The following is a 17,497-nucleotide window of genomic DNA, read 5'->3' as shown; positions in this document are numbered from 1 at the left end:
TTGGCGCTGACCTCGCCGTCGGGGCATGATCGCGCCGTGGTCAGCCTTCCGGTATGCGGCGCCTTCGTGGGGCGGGCCGCTGAGCTCGCGGCATTGCAGGATGCCTATGGGGAGCCGACGGTGCATACCGTGCTGGTCGGGGGCGAAGCGGGGATCGGCAAGTCGCGGCTGGTCGCGGAGTTCGGGACGCGGCTCGGGGCCCGCACGGCGGTGCTGTCCGGGCGGTGCCCGGAATTCGGCGCGAAGGGGGTGGCGTTCACTCCGTTCGTCGCGGTCATGCGCGCACTGCTGCGCGACCAGGGTGTGGAGGCGCTCGCGGCGCTGCTTCCGGCGAAACCCGCGCTGGCGCGCTGGCTTCCGGAACTGGCGGCGCGGTCCGGCGCGGCGGAGATCGACACCGATCGGATCCGGTTGTTCGGCGAGATCCTGACCGTGCTGGAACAGTGCTCGATGAACAGACCGCTGGTGGTGGTGCTGGAGGATCTGCACTGGGCCGACGAGTCCGGCCTGGAATTGCTCGCCTTCCTGGTGGCCAACATCGCCGAAGGCGATCTGTTCTTGGTCGGCACCTACCGGCCCGCCGATTCCGGACCGTTGCGCAAGCTGGTCGCGGGCCTGCGCCGCGACCTCGGTGTCCGCCTGCTTTCTCCGGCGCCACTGACCAGGCACGAGGTGGGCAGACAGCTGGCGGCGCTACGCGGCCGGGAGTCGGAACCAGGAACGATCGGGCGAATCTTCGAGCGCAGCAAGGGAATCCCCTTGTTCGTCGAGGCGCTCTGTCCCGCACCCGAGGATACGCCCGCCGAGCTCTCGGAGCTGTTGCTCGGCCACCTGTCCGACCTGCCCGATCAAACCGCGTCGGTACTGCGGCTCGCGGCGGCGGCCGGGTCACCGGTTCGGCACGCCCCGCTGGCGGCCGCCTCCGATCTCGCCGAGGACGCGCTCACCGCGGCTTTGCATCAGCTGATCGACCAGCAGCTCTTGGTGCCCACCGACACCGGCTATCAGTTCCGCCACGTGCTCATCCGCGACGCCGTCTACGACGGTCTCCTACCAGCCGAGCGAAAAAGGCTGCACAGCAGCCTTTCTCGTGCACTGGCCGTGCTCCGCATGCAGGAACCGGACGAGTGCCCCTCCGGCGAGCTGGCCTACCACGCGTATGCCGCCGGAGAGCTGCCGCTGGCACTCGAGGCCTCCTGGGAAGCCGCGACCGAAGCGGAAAACGTTGGAGCGCATCGTGTCCGCGTGCGCTATCTGGACCAGGTGCTCGAATCGTGGGAGCGGGTGCCCGAAGCGGCGAGCCGGGTGGACGCCGACCGGATCGATGTGGTGGAAGCGGTGGTGGCCGCGTGTTACCGGGGCGGTGTCGTCGAGCGCGGGATCGCGGCGGCCGACGAGGCGCTGACCGTCATCGATGCGGCGACCGACCCGGAGCGCGCGGCCCGGCTGCACTACTACCGCGCCGGACTGCGCAATCAGAGCAGCGGCGGCGGGGAAGGCGACCTGCTCGCGGCGCTGGCTTATCTTCCTTCGGACCGGCCGACCCTGCTGCGCGGCGAAGTGCTCGCCGAACTCGCCGCGGCGCGGGTGTTCAGCGGCGCGGCGGCGGCGGCCGAGAACGACGCGCGCGCCGCTGTCGAGGTGGCCGAAGGGTTACGCAGTGCGCCGAACGCCGACGACACCTCGTCTGTCATGGCTACGCCATGTGCGCCCGAGGAGGCCGCCGGTGCGGATGCCGCGTCCGCATGGCCGCGTTCGAGCGTCTTTCGCGACGACCGGCGCGCCAGGGCGCTGGCCGCGCGCGCCTACGCGTATCTCGGGCTGGCAACCGCGGACCGTCCGGAGGCCGCCATGGCGCACTTCGAACAGGCGCATGCGATCGCGAAGTCCGCGCATGATCCGGGCACCTTGCTCACGGTGGTGCTGTGGGAATCGGCGCTGCTGGTGTCGGCGGGCGCCGACGAGGCTGCCATCGCCGCGATCCAGCAGGGGCTGCGCGCCGCGCACGAGACCTACCGATTCGCCGAGGCGGCACCGATCCTGCTGGTCAAATGGGCACAGGCGCTCACTGCGCTGGGTCGCTGGAACGAAGCGCTCGAGCTGATCGACGAATCGCTCACCGCGCAGCTGACCCCGTTGAGCACCGCCGCGCTGCTGCTGTGTCACGCGCGGATCATGCTGGCGCGTGGCGACGAGGAGGCCGCGGCGACGAGCGCGGCGACCGCACAGCCCTTGCTCGGAGACCGCCGCTGGGCCAGGCAATACCAGATCCAACTGCACACCGTGCAGACCGAGATCGCGCACGCGGCGGGCAACCCGCAGCGCGCCGCCGAGATCGGCGCCGCGACATTGAGCGCGGACGACCTGGCCGCGCACCATCACGAGGCGTGGGCGCTGGCCGAGGCGATCGCCCGAACTCGCCGCGCCCCACTGGTTCTGGACTCCGTCACGGCGAAGTTGCCCGTGACGTCCGCCGTCGACACCGCATATCGGAATTCCTGCCACGCCCTGGGTAGTGGCCGTCCCGCCGATTGGGTCACGGCGGTTTCGTCTTGGCGAGCCCTGGGCCGACCGTACGAGCTCGCGCGCAGCCTGCTCGAATCCGGCGACGCGGAATTGGCGGCGGGTGATCGTGCGGCAGCACGCGGCGCACTGCGTTCCGTTCTAGCGCTGACCGACGAGTTGGCGGCCGTGCCACTCGCCGAGCAAGCCAGGCAGCTGGCCGACCGCGCCGGGATCGATCTCGCCCAATCCGGCAACCGGCCTGCCACGACCTCACGGGCGGACACCGCCGGCCTGACCCCACGGGAACTCGATGTGCTGCGTCTGGTGGCAACGGGAGCGAGCAACCGTCAGATCGCGGCCGAGCTTTTCATCAGCGCCAACACCGCTGGTGTGCACGTCTCGCGGATCCTCGCCAAGCTCTGCGCGTCCAGCCGCACCGAAGCGGCCGCGACGGCGCGGAAACGCGGGTTGCTCGTCGCCGACGGATGACCGACCACAGGCGGGCCGCGGGATCGGCATCGTCCGCACCGCCGCGTAACGAACGCGACCCACCACGTTTCGTGCCGGCGCGCGGGCCACACAGGTTCGGGGCGGTAAGCCCTTGATGCGTGCGGCTGCTCGTCCAGGCGTTCCATACCGCTCGCACGCGGCGCACGAATGACGCGGTGGATAGGTGACCCGCGGAACAGGGCCGCAGCACGGAAAGCGACCGCCATGCGCCCGGCAAGGACGTGGCTGGACGAGCGCAACCGCGTTATCGGCCGGGGCGCTGACGCTTCCGATACGCGCGCACTTTCGAGATGCTGCCGCAGGCGCGACCGTCGGGTGTCTCGGCGTACATCGAGCACCACGTACGGCTTCGGTTGCGGCTGTGATCGTAGAAGACGTTGCGGCAGTCGGGGCACGACTTCAGCCGAGCCCACTGCCCCTCGGCGAGTGCGGCGGCGACCATCGCCACGATGACCGCTGCCGCGCAGTCGTCGCCGGGCCGGTAGCACAGGGGCTGCGCTTCATCGCCGACGGTCACCTGCACCGGGCGCCGTTCGAACCACTCGCGCAGCCCGGCCGGAGCGGTCCGACCGAGTGCCGCGCGAAGGTCGGCGCGCAGCGTGAGCAGCTCGTCCAGGTCGCGCGGATGGGGTCGCGGAATGTCCGGCAGGGCGGCGCGCCAGTCCGCGGCCCGAGTGATCAGCGCGGGGAGATCGTCTGCGGGCGTCCGCGTCTCGTGCGGTAGCCGCCAGGTATTCAGGAAGGCCCGGACCTGCTCCAGGGTTCCGGGCGCGCTGCTGGTCCCCGACATGTTTACCAGTCTAACCGTTGACCGGTAAGAGCGACATTGCTTACCGTCTAAATCTATGACTGGTAACAGATCGATGCTTACGCGGCGGTCGGGCTTCATGCCGCTGTGGCGCGCCAGGGCTGCGGTGACGGCCCTGTTCGCTCTCGGGGGTTTCGTCTTCGCGGGATGGGCGGTGCGTATCCCCGCTGTCGCGCACCGCATGCACGCCGCGCCCGGCGAACTCGGTGTGGCGCTTCTGGCCATGTCGGTCGCCGCGGTGGCGACGATGTCGGCAGGGGGCGCGATCTGCCGTCGCTGGGGCGCCGCGCGGGTGGCGCCTGCGGCCGGATGGATGTTGTCGGCCACGGTGGTGCTGCCTCCCATGGCGACGTCCGTGCCACAGCTCGCGATGGCGTTGACCGTCTTCGGGGTGGCCTTCGGAGCGCTGGACGTCGCTGTCAATACGGTGGCCGTGGATCTGGTCACGGCGCTGGACCGACCCCTGATGCCGGCGCTGCACGCGGCCAACAGCCTCGGCAGCCTGGCCGGAGCCGGGGTCGGTGCGGTCCTCGCGGCGAACCTTTCGCCGGTCGGGCACCTGCTGTCGGTGGCCCCGCTGGGCATGGTGGCCGCCTCCGTGGCCGGGTGGGCACTGACCGCCGATCCCGTGCCCGGCGCCCAGCCCTCGCCGTCCGGCCCGGTGGGCGCCGGCTCCGCAGGGCTCGTCGCGATGTTCGGCGTGATCGGGCTGTGCGCGGCCTTCGCCCAAGGAGGTCTGGACAATTGGATGCCGCTGCATCTGCGCACCGACCTGGGGACTACCGACGGTCTCGCGGCGGCCGGGTACGGAATCGTCCAGGGCGCCATGACAGCGGGCCGGTTGGCGGGTGGCGCCCTCATCACCGCCGCCGGGCCGGGACGCGTCCTGCTGACCGGCGGCGTGACAGCGTGTTTCGGCACAACGATCGCCGCGATCACACCCTGGCCGTGGCTCGCCCTCGCGGGCCTCGCCCTCGCCGGGCTCGGGCTGGCCAACCTTTTTCCGCTCGCCATCGGAGCCGCCGGGTCCAGCGGCGGTGCGAGTGGCGTGGCGGTCGCTACCACCCTCGGCTATGGAGGGATCCTTCTGGCGCCCCCGGCGATCGGCTTCGCCGCCGAATCGACGGGCTTGGCGAGCGCACTGTTGCTCGTTCCGGTCCTCGTCACCGGGGCCACCGTGATCGGCTACACGCTCCGGCGTCGTCTATAGATCGGGAACGCAGATCGCCGGCCAGGCATACTCCTCAGCGGCCGAACGGTGCGATGGCCGTGGATACCGGACCACCGACCCGTAAGATACAGTACGTCGAACATGTCTCGAAAGGACGGGCTGATGCGGTCGACCTTGCTGTCCCGGCGCGATCTCGATTTCCTGCTCTACGAGTGGCTGGACGTCGAGCGGCTCACCAAACGCGAGCGGTACGCCGAGCACTCGCGCGAGACCTTCGACGCCGTGCTCGACCTCAGCGAGCAGCTCGCGACCAAATACTTCGCGCCGCACAACAAGCTCAACGACGCCAACGAACCCACTTTCGACGGCGAGCGCGTGACCATCATCCCGGAGGTCGGGCAGGCGCTGGAAGCCTTCGCCAAGGCCGGATTGCCTTCGGCGGCAATGGATTACGAACTCGGTGGCGCACAGCTGCCCGCGACCGTCGCGCAGGCGAGCTACGCCTGGTTCCAGGCGGCCAACCCGGGCACCGCCGGCTACCCGTTCCTCACCGTGGCCAATGCGAATCTGCTCCTCGCCCACGGCCCGGAGCACGTCGAGAAGTTCGTCGAGCCCATGCTCGCGGGCCGCTTCTTCGGCACCATGTGCCTGTCGGAGCCGCAGGCCGGCTCGTCGCTGGCCGATATCGTCACCCGCGCCGAACCGCAGGACGACGGCAGCTATCGCCTGTTCGGCACGAAGATGTGGATCTCGGGCGGCGACCACGAACTCGGCGAGAACATCGTGCACCTGGTGCTGGCCAAGATCCCCGGTGGGCCCGCGGGCACCAAGGGCATCTCGCTGTTCGTGGTGCCTCGCTTCCTGGTCGGCGACGACGGCGCGATCGGCGAACGCAACGACGTCGCCCTGGCCGGGCTCAATCACAAGATGGGCTTCCGCGGCACGGTGAACACCGTGCTCAATTTCGGCGAGGGCCGCTGGACGCCGGGCGGCGCGCCGGGCGCGGTCGGCTACCTGGTCGGGGAACCGCATCGCGGCTTGACCTACATGTTCCACATGATGAACGAGGCGCGCATCGGCGTCGGCCTGGTCGCCACCGCGCTCGGCTACACCGGATACCTCGAGTCGCTGGACTACGCCCGCACCCGCACGCAGGGCCGGGCCAAGCTTCCCGCCGACCCGTCCGCGCCGCAGCGGCCGATCATCGAGCACGCCGACGTGAAGCGAATGCTGCTGGCGCAGAAGGCGTACGCCGAAGGGGCGCTGGCGCTGGTGCTCTACTGCGCGCAGCTGGTCGACGAGCAGCGCACCGCCGAGTCCGACGACGACCGCCGCGCGGTCACCCAACTGCTGGACATCCTGACCCCGATCGCCAAGAGCTGGCCCTCGCAGTGGTGCCTGGAGGCCAACAGCCTCGCCATCCAGGTGCTCGGCGGCTACGGCTACACCCGCGAATACAACGTCGAGCAGCACTATCGGGACAACCGGCTCAACCCGATCCACGAGGGCACGCACGGCATCCAGGGCCTGGATCTGCTCGGGCGCAAGGTGACCCAGCAGGGCGGCGCGAGCCTGCTCGCACTCGGGTCCCGGATCGATGCGACCATCACCGCCGCTCGCGCGGCGGGCGGCGAGGCGGCCGAACTGGCCGCGCAACTGGATTCGGCGTGGCGGCGGCTGGTCGAGGTCACCGCGGGGCTGTTCGCCTCCGGCGATGTCGAGGCCGCGCTGGCCAACAGCTCGGTGTACTTGGAAGCCTTCGGGCACACCGTGCTGGCCTGGATCTGGCTCGAGCAGTTCCTCGCCACCGCGGACCGTGCAGGCGATTTCTACGATGGCAAGCGGCACGCGGCCCGGTTCTTCTATCGTTTCGAATTGCCCAAGACCGCACCGGCACTGGATCTGCTCGCCAGCCTGGACACGACCACCCTGCAAATGCGCGACGCCTGGTTCTGAACACAGCCCGTTTCGATACACTTTCTAGAAGATGTATCATTCCGCGGTGATCGATTCCAGTCAGCGGACCACCCGCCCTCCCGGCCGACCGGCCTCCGCGACCAGGGAACAGGTCATCGAGCACGCTCGCCGGGCGTTCCTGTCCGGTGACCGCGTGGACATCCAGGCGATCGCCGGACAGCTCGGGCTCAGCCGCGCGTCGGTCTACCGCTGGTTCGGCTCTCGCGACGGGGTGCTCGGTGCGGTCCTGGCCGGGGAGTTCGAGGCGCTGCTCAGCCGGGCGGACGCCCGCCGCCGCTCCACCGGAGCGCGGCGCATCCTGGACGTGCTGTACCGGGTCAACCGGTGGATGACCGACAACGAACCGTTCCGCCGCTACTTCGAGAACGAGCCGCTGTCCGGGCTGCGCATCCTCACCGCGAGCGACGGGCCGGTACAGCCGCTGGTCGTGGGCACCGTCCAGGAACTGATCCTCCGCGCCACGGAGGAGGACGGCTACGACCCGCCGCTGGAACCGGCGCTGCTCGCTTACGCACTGGTCCGGCTCGGCGAGGCGTTCCTGTACAACGACAACGTCGCGGGTATCCGCGGCGACGTGGACCGGCTGCACGAGGTGCAGGCGGCGCTGCTGGGCATCCCCGAGGCCATCGCGCCGTGACCGGAGCGCTGCTGCACGCGCGCTTTCCCGAGGTGGCCGACACGTTGCCGTTCCTCCGGCTCGGCACCGCTCCGACGCCTGTGCGCCGCTGTGACCTCGGCACCGCCGCCGAGTTGTGGTGCAAGGACGAGAGCGGATACGGCGACGGCGGATGGGGCGGCAACAAGGTCCGCAAGCTGGAATGGCTGCTACCCGAGGCACGACGGCGCGGTGCGCGCACTATCCTCACGGTCGGCGGCACGGGAACCAACTGGGGCCTCGCCACGGCCTTGTACGGGCGCGCCCACGGTATCGATACCGCTCTCGCGCTGCTGGACCAGCCGGTCGACGACCACGTGCGCGCACAACTGCGGCGACTGGAGAATTCCGGCGCCACTTTGTATTACACGCACAGCAAACCGCGCACGATCCTCGCGGCGCCGTGGCTGTATCTGCGCCGGATCCGTGGCGGCAGGCGTCCGTACTTCCTCCCTGCGGGCGGGTCGTCACCGGTCGGCGCGCTGGGCTATGTCGAAGCGGCGTGCGAACTCGCGGCCCAGGTCGCCGCGGGTGAGCTTCCCGAGCCCGGTTATCTCGTCACCGCGGTCGGATCCGGCGGCACCGCGGCCGGCCTCGCGCTCGGCCTGCGGCTCGCCGGGCTGCGCACGCGCGTCGTCGGGGTCGTCGTCAACGACACGCTTCCGCTCGACGCGAAGCACATCGTCCGCCTCGCCGAACGGACCGAACGCCTGCTCCGTACACGCGGAGCGCGCTTCGCGCCGACCGGACTTCGGCCCGAGGACATCATGATGACGACCGACTGGCTCGGTCCCGGCTACGGCCACACCACGCCCGCCGCCCAAGACGCCGAACAGCGCGCGGAAGCGAGCGGATTGCGCCTGGAGACCGTCTACACCGCCAAAGCGCTCGCGGCGCTGCTCGCGATGGACGGCGCGGGCGACTTCGGCGCGGAACCGGTGCTGTTCCTCAATACCTACGGCCCACGACCATAGATCGGTGCGCCGAAGCCTGGTCGCCGCCGCGTTCGAATCGCCGTGATCGAAATTCGGCCGTCGGCGCCCTACGTGGCGTAATGCCCGGACAGCCGGGCATATCGCCAGGTCGGGCGGCGGGACACCCGGCGCAATAACATCCCCTGATTTTTCCCGGCGGCGGCGCGGGCGAAAACGCCGCCCCATCCGCATTATCGTCGCTATTCGTGCAGGTCAGCGATGGAAAGGCGGAAACGGTGGCAGCGGAACCCACGCCGGTGCGGCATTTGCGCGCCGATCAGGCGCGGCGGGTGGCCGACATCCTGCGCCACCAACTGCACGCGGGCGCGTTCGACGGCGCGCTGCCGAGCGAACAGGACCTGGCCGCCGAGTACGGCGCCTCGCGCAATACCGTCCGCGACGCCTTGGCGCTGTTGAAGGACGAGGGCTTGATCGACCGGGCGCCCAAGGTGGGCACCCGCGTGGCCACCCGCAAGTACGACCACGGGCTCGACGCCCTGCTCGGATTGCAGGAGACCTTCAAAGGCCACGGCACCGTGCGCAACGAGGTGCGCGCGGCGATGCACGTCGCCGCGCCGCCGGCTGTCGCGCGCAGGCTCGGTCTGGCGCCGGGCGAGCGGGTGGTCTATCTCGAGCGGCTGCGCTACCTCGCGGATCTGCCGTTGAGCCTGGACCTCACCTACCTCGTGCCCGACATCGGCACCGAGGTGCTCGGCCACGATCTCGAGCACACCGACGTCTTCGTGCTGCTGGAACGCATCAGCGGCCGCTCGCTCGGCTCGGCCGACCTCGCCCTGGAAGCGGTGCCCGCCGACCCGCACACCGCCTCCACCCTCGACGTCCCCGGCGGCGCGCCGCTGCTGATGCTGGAACGCCTGACCCGGCTCGACGACGGCCGCCCCGTCGACCTCGAGTACATCCGCATGCGCGGCGACCGCATCACCATGCGCGGCAGCCTGACCCGCAGCACCCCCGAATGGAAGGTCCTCTAGATGGCACTCGTGAACCAGCGCGCCGACATCCCCGTCACCATCGACGAGTCGCTGTGTATCCAGGGCTGCACGCTGTGCGTGGAGATCTGCCCGCTCGACTCCCTGGCCATCAACCCCGACAACGGCAAGGCCTTCATGCACGTGGACGAGTGCTGGTACTGCGGTCCCTGCGCGGCCCGCTGCCCCACCGGCGCCGTCACCGTCAACATGCCCTACCTGCTCCGCTGATCTGGAAGACCGATGAAAGCAAAACTCGCCCCCATCCTGCTCGCCGCCGCGCTCGCGCTGACCGGGTGCTCGCTCGAGCAGACCGACGACACCCCCGCGGGCACCGTGAAGCTGGTCGTCGGCTACCAGTCGAAGACCATCAACACTGTCACCGCGGGCACCTTGCTGCGCGCGCAGGGCTACCTCGAGCGGCGGCTACAGAAGATCACCGACAACGGCGGGGCCAAGTACCAGGTCGAGTGGCAGGACTACGACACCGGCGCGCCGATCACCGCGCAAATGGTGGCCGAGAAGATCGACATCGGGTCGATGGGTGACTACCCGTTGCTGATCAACGGCTCCCGCACCCAGGCAGGCGAGCGCTCGCGCACCGAACTGGTGTCGGTGACCGGGTACAACCCCAAGGGCGCGCTGAACATGGTCGTCGTGCCGAACGATTCGGCGGCCACCGGCATCGGCGACCTGGCCGGGCAGAAGATCTCGGCCAGCGTGGGTTCGGCCGGGCACGGCACCCTGGTGCAAGCGCTGTCGCGGGCCGGGATCGACCCGGTCAAGGGCGTGGAGGTGCTCAACCAGCAGCCGCAGGTCGGCGCGACCGCCCTGGAGTCCCGTCAGGTGGGCGCGCTGTCGCAGTTCGTCGCGTGGCCCGGTCTGGTCGTGTTCCAGAACAAGGCCAAGCTGCTCTACGACGGCGCCGAACTCGGCGTGCCGACTTTCCACGGCGTGGTGGCCCGGCGCGCCTACGCCGCCGATCACCCGGAGGTGCTCCAGGCGTTCCTCGCCGCGCAGCTGGACGCCACCCAGTTCCTGCGGGACGAGCCGTTCGAGGCCGCGAAGATCGTCGCCGACGGGTCCGGGCTGCCCCAGGAGGTGGTGTACCTCTACAACGGCCCCGGCGGAACGAGTTTCGACACGACGCTCAAGCCCAGCCTGATCTCGGCGCTCAAAGGCGATGTGGCGTACCTGAAGTCGATCGGCGATTTCGCCGACCTGGACATCGACCGGTTCGTCGACGACGCGCCGCTGCGCAAGGCGTTCGCGGAGACCGGGCGCACCGACTATGACGGTGAACTGGCTTCCACCGCCAACCCGACCCGCGTCACCGGCGCCGATCCCGTCTGCGGCAAGGCGGCGGAGAACCCCGCGCTGGCCGGCGAATTGTGGCTGGACGGCGCACCGAAGCCGCAACCGGCCGCGGACCCGACCTGCCTGCTGCGCGCGGTCCAGGCCGCGAAAGCGCAGGGCAAGACGATCCGCGCCGCTTACGTCCCGGATACCGAACTCGGCACGCGCTGGTTCGCCGACAAGTCGATCTGGCTGCGCGACGGCGCCTCCTACCTGCCCTTCACCACCACCGCCGCCGCGCAGCGGTACCGGCAGGCGCATCCGTCCGCCGCTCCGATCACCTACGACCAGGCCGTCACGGAAGTACGCGGATGACCAGCGAACTCGCCGCCCCCGCGGTGCGGGCCACCGCGAACACCACCGACGCCACCGCGACCCGCTCGGCCGCCGCCCCGGGGTCGCGGTCGGCCTGGCGCTCGCGCCTGCTGCGGGTCGCCTCGGTCGCCGCCGCGGTCGGCCTGTGGCAGCTGCTCACGGTCAACAACGTGCGGGCGGGTCTGCGTTTCGACACGTTGCCGACCGTCACCGAGATCGTCGCCGAATTCGGCACCCAGTTGCGCGCCGACCAGTACTACCTGGACATCGCGCAGTCGCTGATCCGGATCGTCACCGGCTTCGGGCTGGCCGCGGTGGTCGGCGTGATCGCGGGCATCGGCCTCGGCCGCTCACGGCTGCTCGCCGACACCTTCGGCCCGCTGGCCGAACTGGTCCGGCCGATCCCGGCCATCGCCCTGGTCCCGGTCGCGATCCTGCTGTTCCCCAGCGACGAATCCGGCATCGTGTTCATCACCTTCACCGCGTCGCTGTTCCCGGTGCTGGTCAGCACCAGGCACGCGGTGCGCGCACTGCCCACGATCTGGGAGGACGCGGTGCGCACCCTCGGCGCGTCCCGGCTGGACGTGCTCGCGCGCGTGGTGTTCCCCGGCATCCTGCCCGGCGTCTTCAGCGGACTGTCGGTCGGCGTCGGCGTGGCATGGATCTGTCTCATCTCCGCGGAGATGATCTCCGGACGGCTCGGCGTCGGCTACCGCACCTGGCAGGCCTACACCATCGTGGACTATCCGGCGGTGTTCGTCGGCATGATCACCATCGGCGTCCTCGGTTTCGCGACATCGGGGCTGGTCGAGCTGGCCGGCCGCCGCATCACCCGCTGGCTGCCCAGAGAGGTCGAAGCATGACCACAGTGATCGACGCACCGGCATCGACCGGGATGCGCCTGAGCCTCACCGGCGTCCGGATCGCCTACGGCGGCGAACCGGTACTCGACGGGCTCGACTTGGCGATCGCGCCGGGCGAGATCCTGGTCGTGGTCGGCAAATCCGGCTGCGGCAAGTCGACCTTGCTGCGCGCGATCGCCGGACTGCGCGCCCCGGAAGGTGGAACCATCCTGGCCGACGGCGGCCGCGTGAGCGGCCCCGCGGCCGACCGCGCCCTGGTGTTCCAGGACGACGCGCTGCTGCCCTGGCGCACCGTGCGGCAGAACATCGAGCTGGCCCTGCGCCTGCGCGGCACGCCCCGGGCCGAGCGCCGGGCCACGGCCCTGCACTGGGTGGACGAAGTCGGGCTCACCGGGTACGCCGACTATCTGCCGCGCGACCTGTCCGGCGGCATGCGCCAGCGCGTCCAGCTGGCGCGCAGCCTGGCCGCCGCGCCGCGCGCCGTGCTGATGGACGAGCCGTTCGGCGCGCTGGACACCCAGACCAGGGAAACCATGCAGCGCCTGCTGATCCAGACCTGGCGCGCCCACCCCACCACCATCGTCTTCGTCACCCACGACCTCGACGAGGCCCTGCTGCTCGGCGACCGCATCGCCGTGCTCGGCGGCGGCACGCTGCGGGCGCTGGTGCCGGTGCCCAGCCCACGCGAGGCGATCGACCGGTCCGCGACGAAGGCCGAGATCCTGGAGAGACTGTGAACATTCCGCCGCTATCCGAACAGATCCGGCTGGACTGCGACGTGCTCGTCATCGGGGGCGGCACGGCGGGCACGATGGCCGCGCTCACCGCCGCCGAGCAGGGCGCGAACGTGCTGCTGCTGGAGAAGGCGCACGTGCGGCACTCCGGTGCGCTGGCCATGGGCATGGACGGCGTCAACAACGCCGTCATCCCGGGCAAGGCCGAACCGGAGGACTACGTCGCCGAGATCACCCGGGCCAACGACGGGATCGTCGACCAGCGCACCATCTATCAGACGGCCACGCGCGGCTTCGCCATGGTGCAGCGGCTGGAGCGCTACGGCGTGAAGTTCGAGAAGGACGAGTACGGCGAGTACGCGGTGCGCCGGGTGCACCGCTCCGGCTCGTACGTACTGCCGATGCCCGAGGGCAAGGACGTCAAGAAAGCGCTGTATCGCGTCCTGCGCCAACGCAAGATGCGCGAGCGGATCCGCATCGAGAACCGGCTCATGCCGGTGCGCGTGCTCACCGAGGGCGGGCGCGCCGTCGGCGCCGCCGCCCTGCACACCCGCACCGGCGAATTCGTGGCCGTCGCCGCGAAAGCGGTGATCCTGGCCACCGGGCCGTGCGGCAGGCTCGGGCTGCCCTCCAGCGGATACCTGTACGGCACCTACGAGAATCCGACGAACGCGGGCGACGGCTACTCGATGGCCTACCACGCGGGCGCCGAACTCAGCGGCATCGAATGCTTCCAGATCAACCCGCTGATCAAGGACTACAACGGCCCGGCCTGCGCCTACGTCGCCAATCCGTTCGGCGGCTACCAGGTCAACGCCGAGGGTGAACGCTTCGTCGACTCCGATTACTGGTCGGGCCAGATGATGGCCGAGGTCAAGCGGGAGATCGAATCCGCGCGCGGCCCCATCTATCTCAAGGTGTCGCACCTGCCCGACGAAACGCTGAGCACGCTCGAAGGCATCCTGCACACCACCGAGCGCCCCACCCGCGGCACCTTCCACGCCAACCGCGGTCACGACTACCGCACTCACGACATCGAGATGCACATCTCCGAGATCGGCCTGTGCAGCGGGCATTCCGCCTCCGGCGTGTGGGTCGACGAGCACGCGCGCACCACGGTGCCCGGCTTGTACGCGGCGGGCGATCTGGCGTGCGTGCCGCACAACTACATGATCGGCGCGTTCGTCTACGGCGATCTCGCCGGCGCGCACGCCGCGTCCACCCTGGACGAGGTCGCCGCACCCGCCGACCTGCCCGAGGACCAACTGGCCGCGGCCCACGAGCTGATCTACCGGCCGTTGCGTCAGCCGGACGGGCCGCCGCAACCGCAGGTCGAATACAAGCTGAGGCGTTTCGTGAACGACTATGTCGCGCCGCCCAAGACCGCGGCCAAGCTGAGCATCGCGGTGGAGACCTTCGACCGGATGCGCGGAGAGGTCGAGAGCATCGGCGCGCGCACCCCGCACGAGCTGATGCGCGCGGTGGAGGTGTCCTTCATCCGCGACTGCGCCGATATGGCCGCCCGCAGCTCCCTGACCAGGACCGAATCCCGTTGGGGCCTCTATCACGAGCGCGCCGACCTACCCGAACGCGACGATGTCGAATGGCGATACCACCTCAACCTGCGCAAGAACCCCGACGGAACCATGGCCTTCCTGAAGCGACCGGTGGCGCCGTACCTGGTTCCCGTGCCCGGGCTCGACGACCTGCCCTCGGCCGATGCCGAAGCGGTGCCGGTGCACCAGCCGCACCTGATCGCAGGCCGTGCGCCGCATATCGGCGTCGCCGCTGACGACGATCGGGCCGCCACCGCGACGGCGCAACCCGCCGCTCCCCCGTCACCTCGGATCGTCGCGTTGCTCGCGCTCGACGAGCCCAGCGTGGAGCAATTGTCGGCTTATCTGACCGATCCCGACGCGGGCGTCCGGGCCGCGGCGATCTCGGTGCTGAGCGAGCACACCCCGGAGGGCTTCTCGATCACCCTCGGCGAGGCCTTGGACGACGAAGCGGCCTCGGTCCGGCGTGCTGCCGCGGCCAGTCTGCGCGAACTCGTCGAAGTGCTGCCCTCCGCGGAAGGGCTTGCCGACCGGCTCGGTTCGGCCGATCCCGTCGTGCGATCCACCGTGATCGATCTGCTGCGCGCGCTGCGGGCGGGCGAGGCCGCGCAGTATCGCGCCGCCTTGGCGGACGGGGATCATCGCGTCCGCATCGAAGCGGTCCGCGCGCTGGTGTCGCTGAACGATCGCGACGGCGTCGCCACCCTGGCCGCCGACGAGAATCGGGAAGTGCGGATCGCCGTCGCCCACGGCCTCGCCGCCATCGGCGACGGCGGGCTCGAGGTGATCCGTCGCCTCGGCGACGACCACGACCCGCTGGTGCGTGCCGCGGCGCTCACCGCGTTCGCCGAGCTGGGTGGCGAACCCGCGGACGTCACCGCACTGGACGCCGCGCTGCGCCATTCGGCCTGGCAGATCCGTCAAGGTGCGGCACGCGGGCTCGCAGGCGCCGACCCGGACCTCGCGGTGCCGATTCTGGCCGCCGCCCTGCACGATCCGCATCTCGACGTCCGCAAGGCGGCGGTGCTGTCGCTCTCGGTGTGGCCGCACCTGCCCGCCGCGCACGACGCGCTGCGCGCCGCGATCGACGACACCGACGCCGACGTGCGCGCGTATGCCCGGCGGGCGCTGGCCACCCAGCCCACGGCATAGGGCAACATGGTTGCCGCAGCTCGAATCGCTGATTAAATTAGCGGCTCGACCGTTGCCGACGCGCTAACCAGGGTATAGCCGGGTGGTGACGGGGCGGCCGACGACGAGTCCGCGCCGTTGTCCATCAGCAGCGACGGGAGTGTGGCGTTGACCGTGCCGAACTGGCTGGATCTGGCCGTTCTCGGCATCCTCGCGGTCGCGGCGGTGCTCGGCTGGCGCCGCGGCGCGATCGTGGGGCTGCCCGGCTTCGCGGGTGGACTGGCGGGGGCGATCCTCGGCGCGGCGCTGTCGGCGGCGGTGCTCGGTCAACTCGCTCCGGGCGCCGTGCGGCTCCTCCTGGTGCTGATGGTGATCGTCGGGTTGGTCGCCTTCGGCGCGGTCGCCGGGCACCGGGCCGGACAAGCCGCGCGCGCGACGGTTTCCGATCCCCTCACGCGGCGCGTCGACGCCCTCTGCGGCTGCCTCGTTCATGTGCTCGCGGTCCCGCTGGTGGTGTGGTTGTTCGCCGCGCCGGTGGAATCCGCCGCCTTGGTGCGTGATTCGACCACCGTGCGGACCGTGGACGACGTCGCGCCGTTCTGGCTGTCCGGGCTGTCCGAGGTGCTCACCGGGCCGATCATGGAGGCCGGGCTCGGCCTCCCGCTCGCGCCGCCCGATCCCGGCATCATCGACGGTCCGATGCCCGCCGAACTGCGGGCGAGCGTGCTGCGGATCCAGGACCTCGCACCGATCTGCGGTGTGCGGCAATCCGGCTCCGGATTCGTCATCGCGCCGGAGCGGGTGCTGACCAACGCGCACGTCGTCGCAGGCTCCAGCAAGGTCTCCGTCGACGCCCCGACCGGATCGCTCACCGCCGACGTCGTGCAGTTCGATCCGACCATGGACATCGCGGTGCTCGCCGTCCCCGGTCTCGCCGCCCCGGCCCTCACCGTTGCGCCCGAACCCGCCGGTCCCGGCGCCGACGCCATCGCGCTCGGCTATCCGCGGGGCGGGTCCTACACCGCGTCCGCCACCCGGGTGCGCAGCCGGGCCGCGCGTCAGGTGCGCGACATCTACCGCACCGGTCTCGGCGAACGCGAGATCTACACCGTGGACGGGTCGATCCAGCACGGCAATTCGGGCGGACCGCTGGTCGACCGCGCCGGCCGCGTGCTGGGCATCGTATTCGGTGTCGACGAGAACAACAGCAACGTCGGGTTCGCCACGAGCCTGCCGGAGGTCCTCGATCGGCTCGACCACGCATGGCGATCCGACCGGCCGGTCGACACCGGCCCCTGCGCCTCCTGACCGGTGTCAGGACGCGTCGGCGACGATCACCACTCCGCTCGAGGCGTCCAGCAGCGGAATCGTGCGCTCCGCGGCGTCGTCGACGTGCACGCGCGGGTGCGTGGGCAGTTCGGTCTCGTAATAGGTGCCCGGACCGTAGAACTGGCCGTACTTCACCACCACACCGTCGAAGTCCAGCACGGCGGCTTCGTGCTCCTGGATCGCCGCGCCCCGCCCGGGCGGCAGCTCCCACGCGATACTCTGCGCGAGAAAGCGTTTCGCACCGGCCGCCCGCGCGGCGGCGATCAAGTTGCGGGTGCCCTCGGTGCGGATGCGCGAGTTGGCCTCGGCCCGCTCCGGCAGCAGCGCCACGTCGTCCGGCAGGTCGGTGAGCTGATGCATCACCATGTCGGAGCCGAACCCGACCACGGCGGCGGTCAAAGCATCCACGTCATAGACGTCGCATACCACCGGCTCGGCGCCGGCCGCCCGCACCCGGTCGGCTTTCGCCGCCGACCGGGTCATACCCGCCACCTCGTGTCCCGCCGCGAGCAGCAGCGGAAGCAGGCGGACGCCGATCACGCCGGTAGCCCCGGCCAGGAAGATGCGCACGGTGTTATCTTGCCGCGACTGCGCTCCCGCGTGTTCGCGGCCCCCTGGTGGCTC

14 protein-coding genes are annotated in these 17,497 nt (G+C 70.5%); 12 read left to right on the top strand and 2 right to left on the bottom strand.

Features of this window, described 5'->3' with window-relative positions:
- Positions 1–36: 36 nt before the first annotated feature.
- Positions 37–2,994: a helix-turn-helix transcriptional regulator gene (locus ACGF7Y_RS20830; RefSeq protein WP_393236097.1), complete on the top strand. Its 2,958-nt coding sequence runs from the start codon at positions 37–39 to the stop codon at positions 2,992–2,994.
- A 265-nt stretch (positions 2,995–3,259) separates the two neighbouring features.
- Here the strand turns inward: ACGF7Y_RS20830 and ACGF7Y_RS20825 are convergent, their stop codons facing one another.
- The gene (locus ACGF7Y_RS20825; protein ID WP_393236095.1) at positions 3,260–3,805 is read right to left on the bottom strand and encodes a CGNR zinc finger domain-containing protein; all 546 of its coding nucleotides are present in this window, start codon (positions 3,803–3,805) and stop codon (positions 3,260–3,262) included.
- A gap of 55 nt (positions 3,806–3,860) precedes the next feature.
- Between ACGF7Y_RS20825 and ACGF7Y_RS20820 the strand changes: the two genes are divergently transcribed.
- From ACGF7Y_RS20820 to ACGF7Y_RS20770, 11 genes are all read left to right on the top strand, one after another.
- The gene (locus ACGF7Y_RS20820; RefSeq protein WP_393236093.1) at positions 3,861–5,033 is read left to right on the top strand and encodes an MFS transporter; all 1,173 of its coding nucleotides are present in this window, start codon (positions 3,861–3,863) and stop codon (positions 5,031–5,033) included.
- Positions 5,034–5,156: 123 nt separating this feature from the next.
- A complete protein-coding gene (locus tag ACGF7Y_RS20815) occupies positions 5,157–6,950 on the top strand; it encodes an acyl-CoA dehydrogenase (protein ID WP_393236091.1) in 1,794 nt (597 codons plus the stop codon).
- Positions 6,951–6,996: 46 nt separating this feature from the next.
- Positions 6,997–7,608, top strand: a complete 612-nt coding sequence (locus ACGF7Y_RS20810) for a QsdR family transcriptional regulator (RefSeq protein ID WP_393236090.1) — start codon at positions 6,997–6,999, stop codon at positions 7,606–7,608.
- A complete protein-coding gene (locus ACGF7Y_RS20805) occupies positions 7,605–8,600 on the top strand; it encodes a 1-aminocyclopropane-1-carboxylate deaminase/D-cysteine desulfhydrase (protein WP_393236088.1) in 996 nt (331 codons plus the stop codon). Before ACGF7Y_RS20810 ends, ACGF7Y_RS20805 begins: the two co-directional genes overlap by 4 nt.
- A 236-nt stretch (positions 8,601–8,836) precedes the next feature.
- Positions 8,837–9,592, top strand: coding sequence for a GntR family transcriptional regulator (locus ACGF7Y_RS20800; RefSeq protein WP_393236086.1), 756 nt, complete (start codon positions 8,837–8,839; stop codon positions 9,590–9,592).
- Entirely contained in the window at positions 9,593–9,820 is a 228-nt protein-coding gene (locus tag ACGF7Y_RS20795) for a ferredoxin family protein (RefSeq protein WP_043690033.1), read from the top strand.
- Positions 9,821–9,832: 12 nt separating this feature from the next.
- Positions 9,833–11,260 (top strand): ABC transporter substrate-binding protein, encoded by a 1,428-nt coding sequence (locus ACGF7Y_RS20790; RefSeq protein ID WP_393236084.1) that lies wholly within the window; start codon positions 9,833–9,835, stop codon positions 11,258–11,260.
- Positions 11,257–12,123, top strand: a complete 867-nt coding sequence (locus tag ACGF7Y_RS20785; protein ID WP_393236083.1) for an ABC transporter permease — start codon at positions 11,257–11,259, stop codon at positions 12,121–12,123. The genes ACGF7Y_RS20790 and ACGF7Y_RS20785 overlap by 4 nt, the downstream gene beginning before the upstream one ends.
- Positions 12,120–12,860, top strand: a complete 741-nt coding sequence (locus ACGF7Y_RS20780; protein WP_393236081.1) for an ABC transporter ATP-binding protein — start codon at positions 12,120–12,122, stop codon at positions 12,858–12,860. Before ACGF7Y_RS20785 ends, ACGF7Y_RS20780 begins: the two co-directional genes overlap by 4 nt.
- Complete coding sequence (locus ACGF7Y_RS20775; RefSeq protein WP_393236079.1) at positions 12,857–15,565, top strand: fumarate reductase/succinate dehydrogenase flavoprotein subunit; 2,709 nt, start codon at positions 12,857–12,859, stop codon at positions 15,563–15,565. The genes ACGF7Y_RS20780 and ACGF7Y_RS20775 overlap by 4 nt, the downstream gene beginning before the upstream one ends.
- A 117-nt stretch (positions 15,566–15,682) precedes the next feature.
- On the top strand, positions 15,683–16,852 hold the full coding sequence (locus ACGF7Y_RS20770) for a MarP family serine protease (RefSeq protein WP_393236078.1): 1,170 nt from the start codon (positions 15,683–15,685) through the stop codon (positions 16,850–16,852).
- A gap of 6 nt (positions 16,853–16,858) precedes the next feature.
- Here ACGF7Y_RS20770 and ACGF7Y_RS20765 read toward each other — a convergent pair whose 3' ends face one another.
- Positions 16,859–17,443 carry an NAD-dependent epimerase/dehydratase family protein gene (locus ACGF7Y_RS20765; protein WP_393236076.1) on the bottom strand — a complete coding sequence of 195 codons (585 nt, stop codon included), beginning with the start codon at positions 17,441–17,443 and terminating at the stop codon, positions 16,859–16,861.
- Positions 17,444–17,497: the final 54 nt, after the last annotated feature.

It is taken from the genome of Nocardia sp. NPDC047654, assembly GCF_043205035.1.
GTDB lineage: Bacteria > Actinomycetota > Actinomycetes > Mycobacteriales > Mycobacteriaceae > Nocardia.
Note: the sequence above shows the minus strand (reverse complement) of the source record. Positions and strands in the feature narration are given on the sequence as shown.

Coding starts and splice junctions, on each gene's coding strand:
- ACGF7Y_RS20825 (WP_393236095.1), bottom strand. CDS start 3,805: ATGTCGGGGACCAGCAGCGCGCCCGGAACCCTGGAGCAGGTCCGGGCC.
- ACGF7Y_RS20820 (WP_393236093.1), top strand. CDS start 3,861: ATGACTGGTAACAGATCGATGCTTACGCGGCGGTCGGGCTTCATGCCG.
- ACGF7Y_RS20815 (WP_393236091.1), top strand. CDS start 5,157: ATGCGGTCGACCTTGCTGTCCCGGCGCGATCTCGATTTCCTGCTCTAC.
- ACGF7Y_RS20795 (WP_043690033.1), top strand. CDS start 9,593: ATGGCACTCGTGAACCAGCGCGCCGACATCCCCGTCACCATCGACGAG.
- ACGF7Y_RS20790 (WP_393236084.1), top strand. CDS start 9,833: ATGAAAGCAAAACTCGCCCCCATCCTGCTCGCCGCCGCGCTCGCGCTG.
- ACGF7Y_RS20785 (WP_393236083.1), top strand. CDS start 11,257: ATGACCAGCGAACTCGCCGCCCCCGCGGTGCGGGCCACCGCGAACACC.
- ACGF7Y_RS20780 (WP_393236081.1), top strand. CDS start 12,120: ATGACCACAGTGATCGACGCACCGGCATCGACCGGGATGCGCCTGAGC.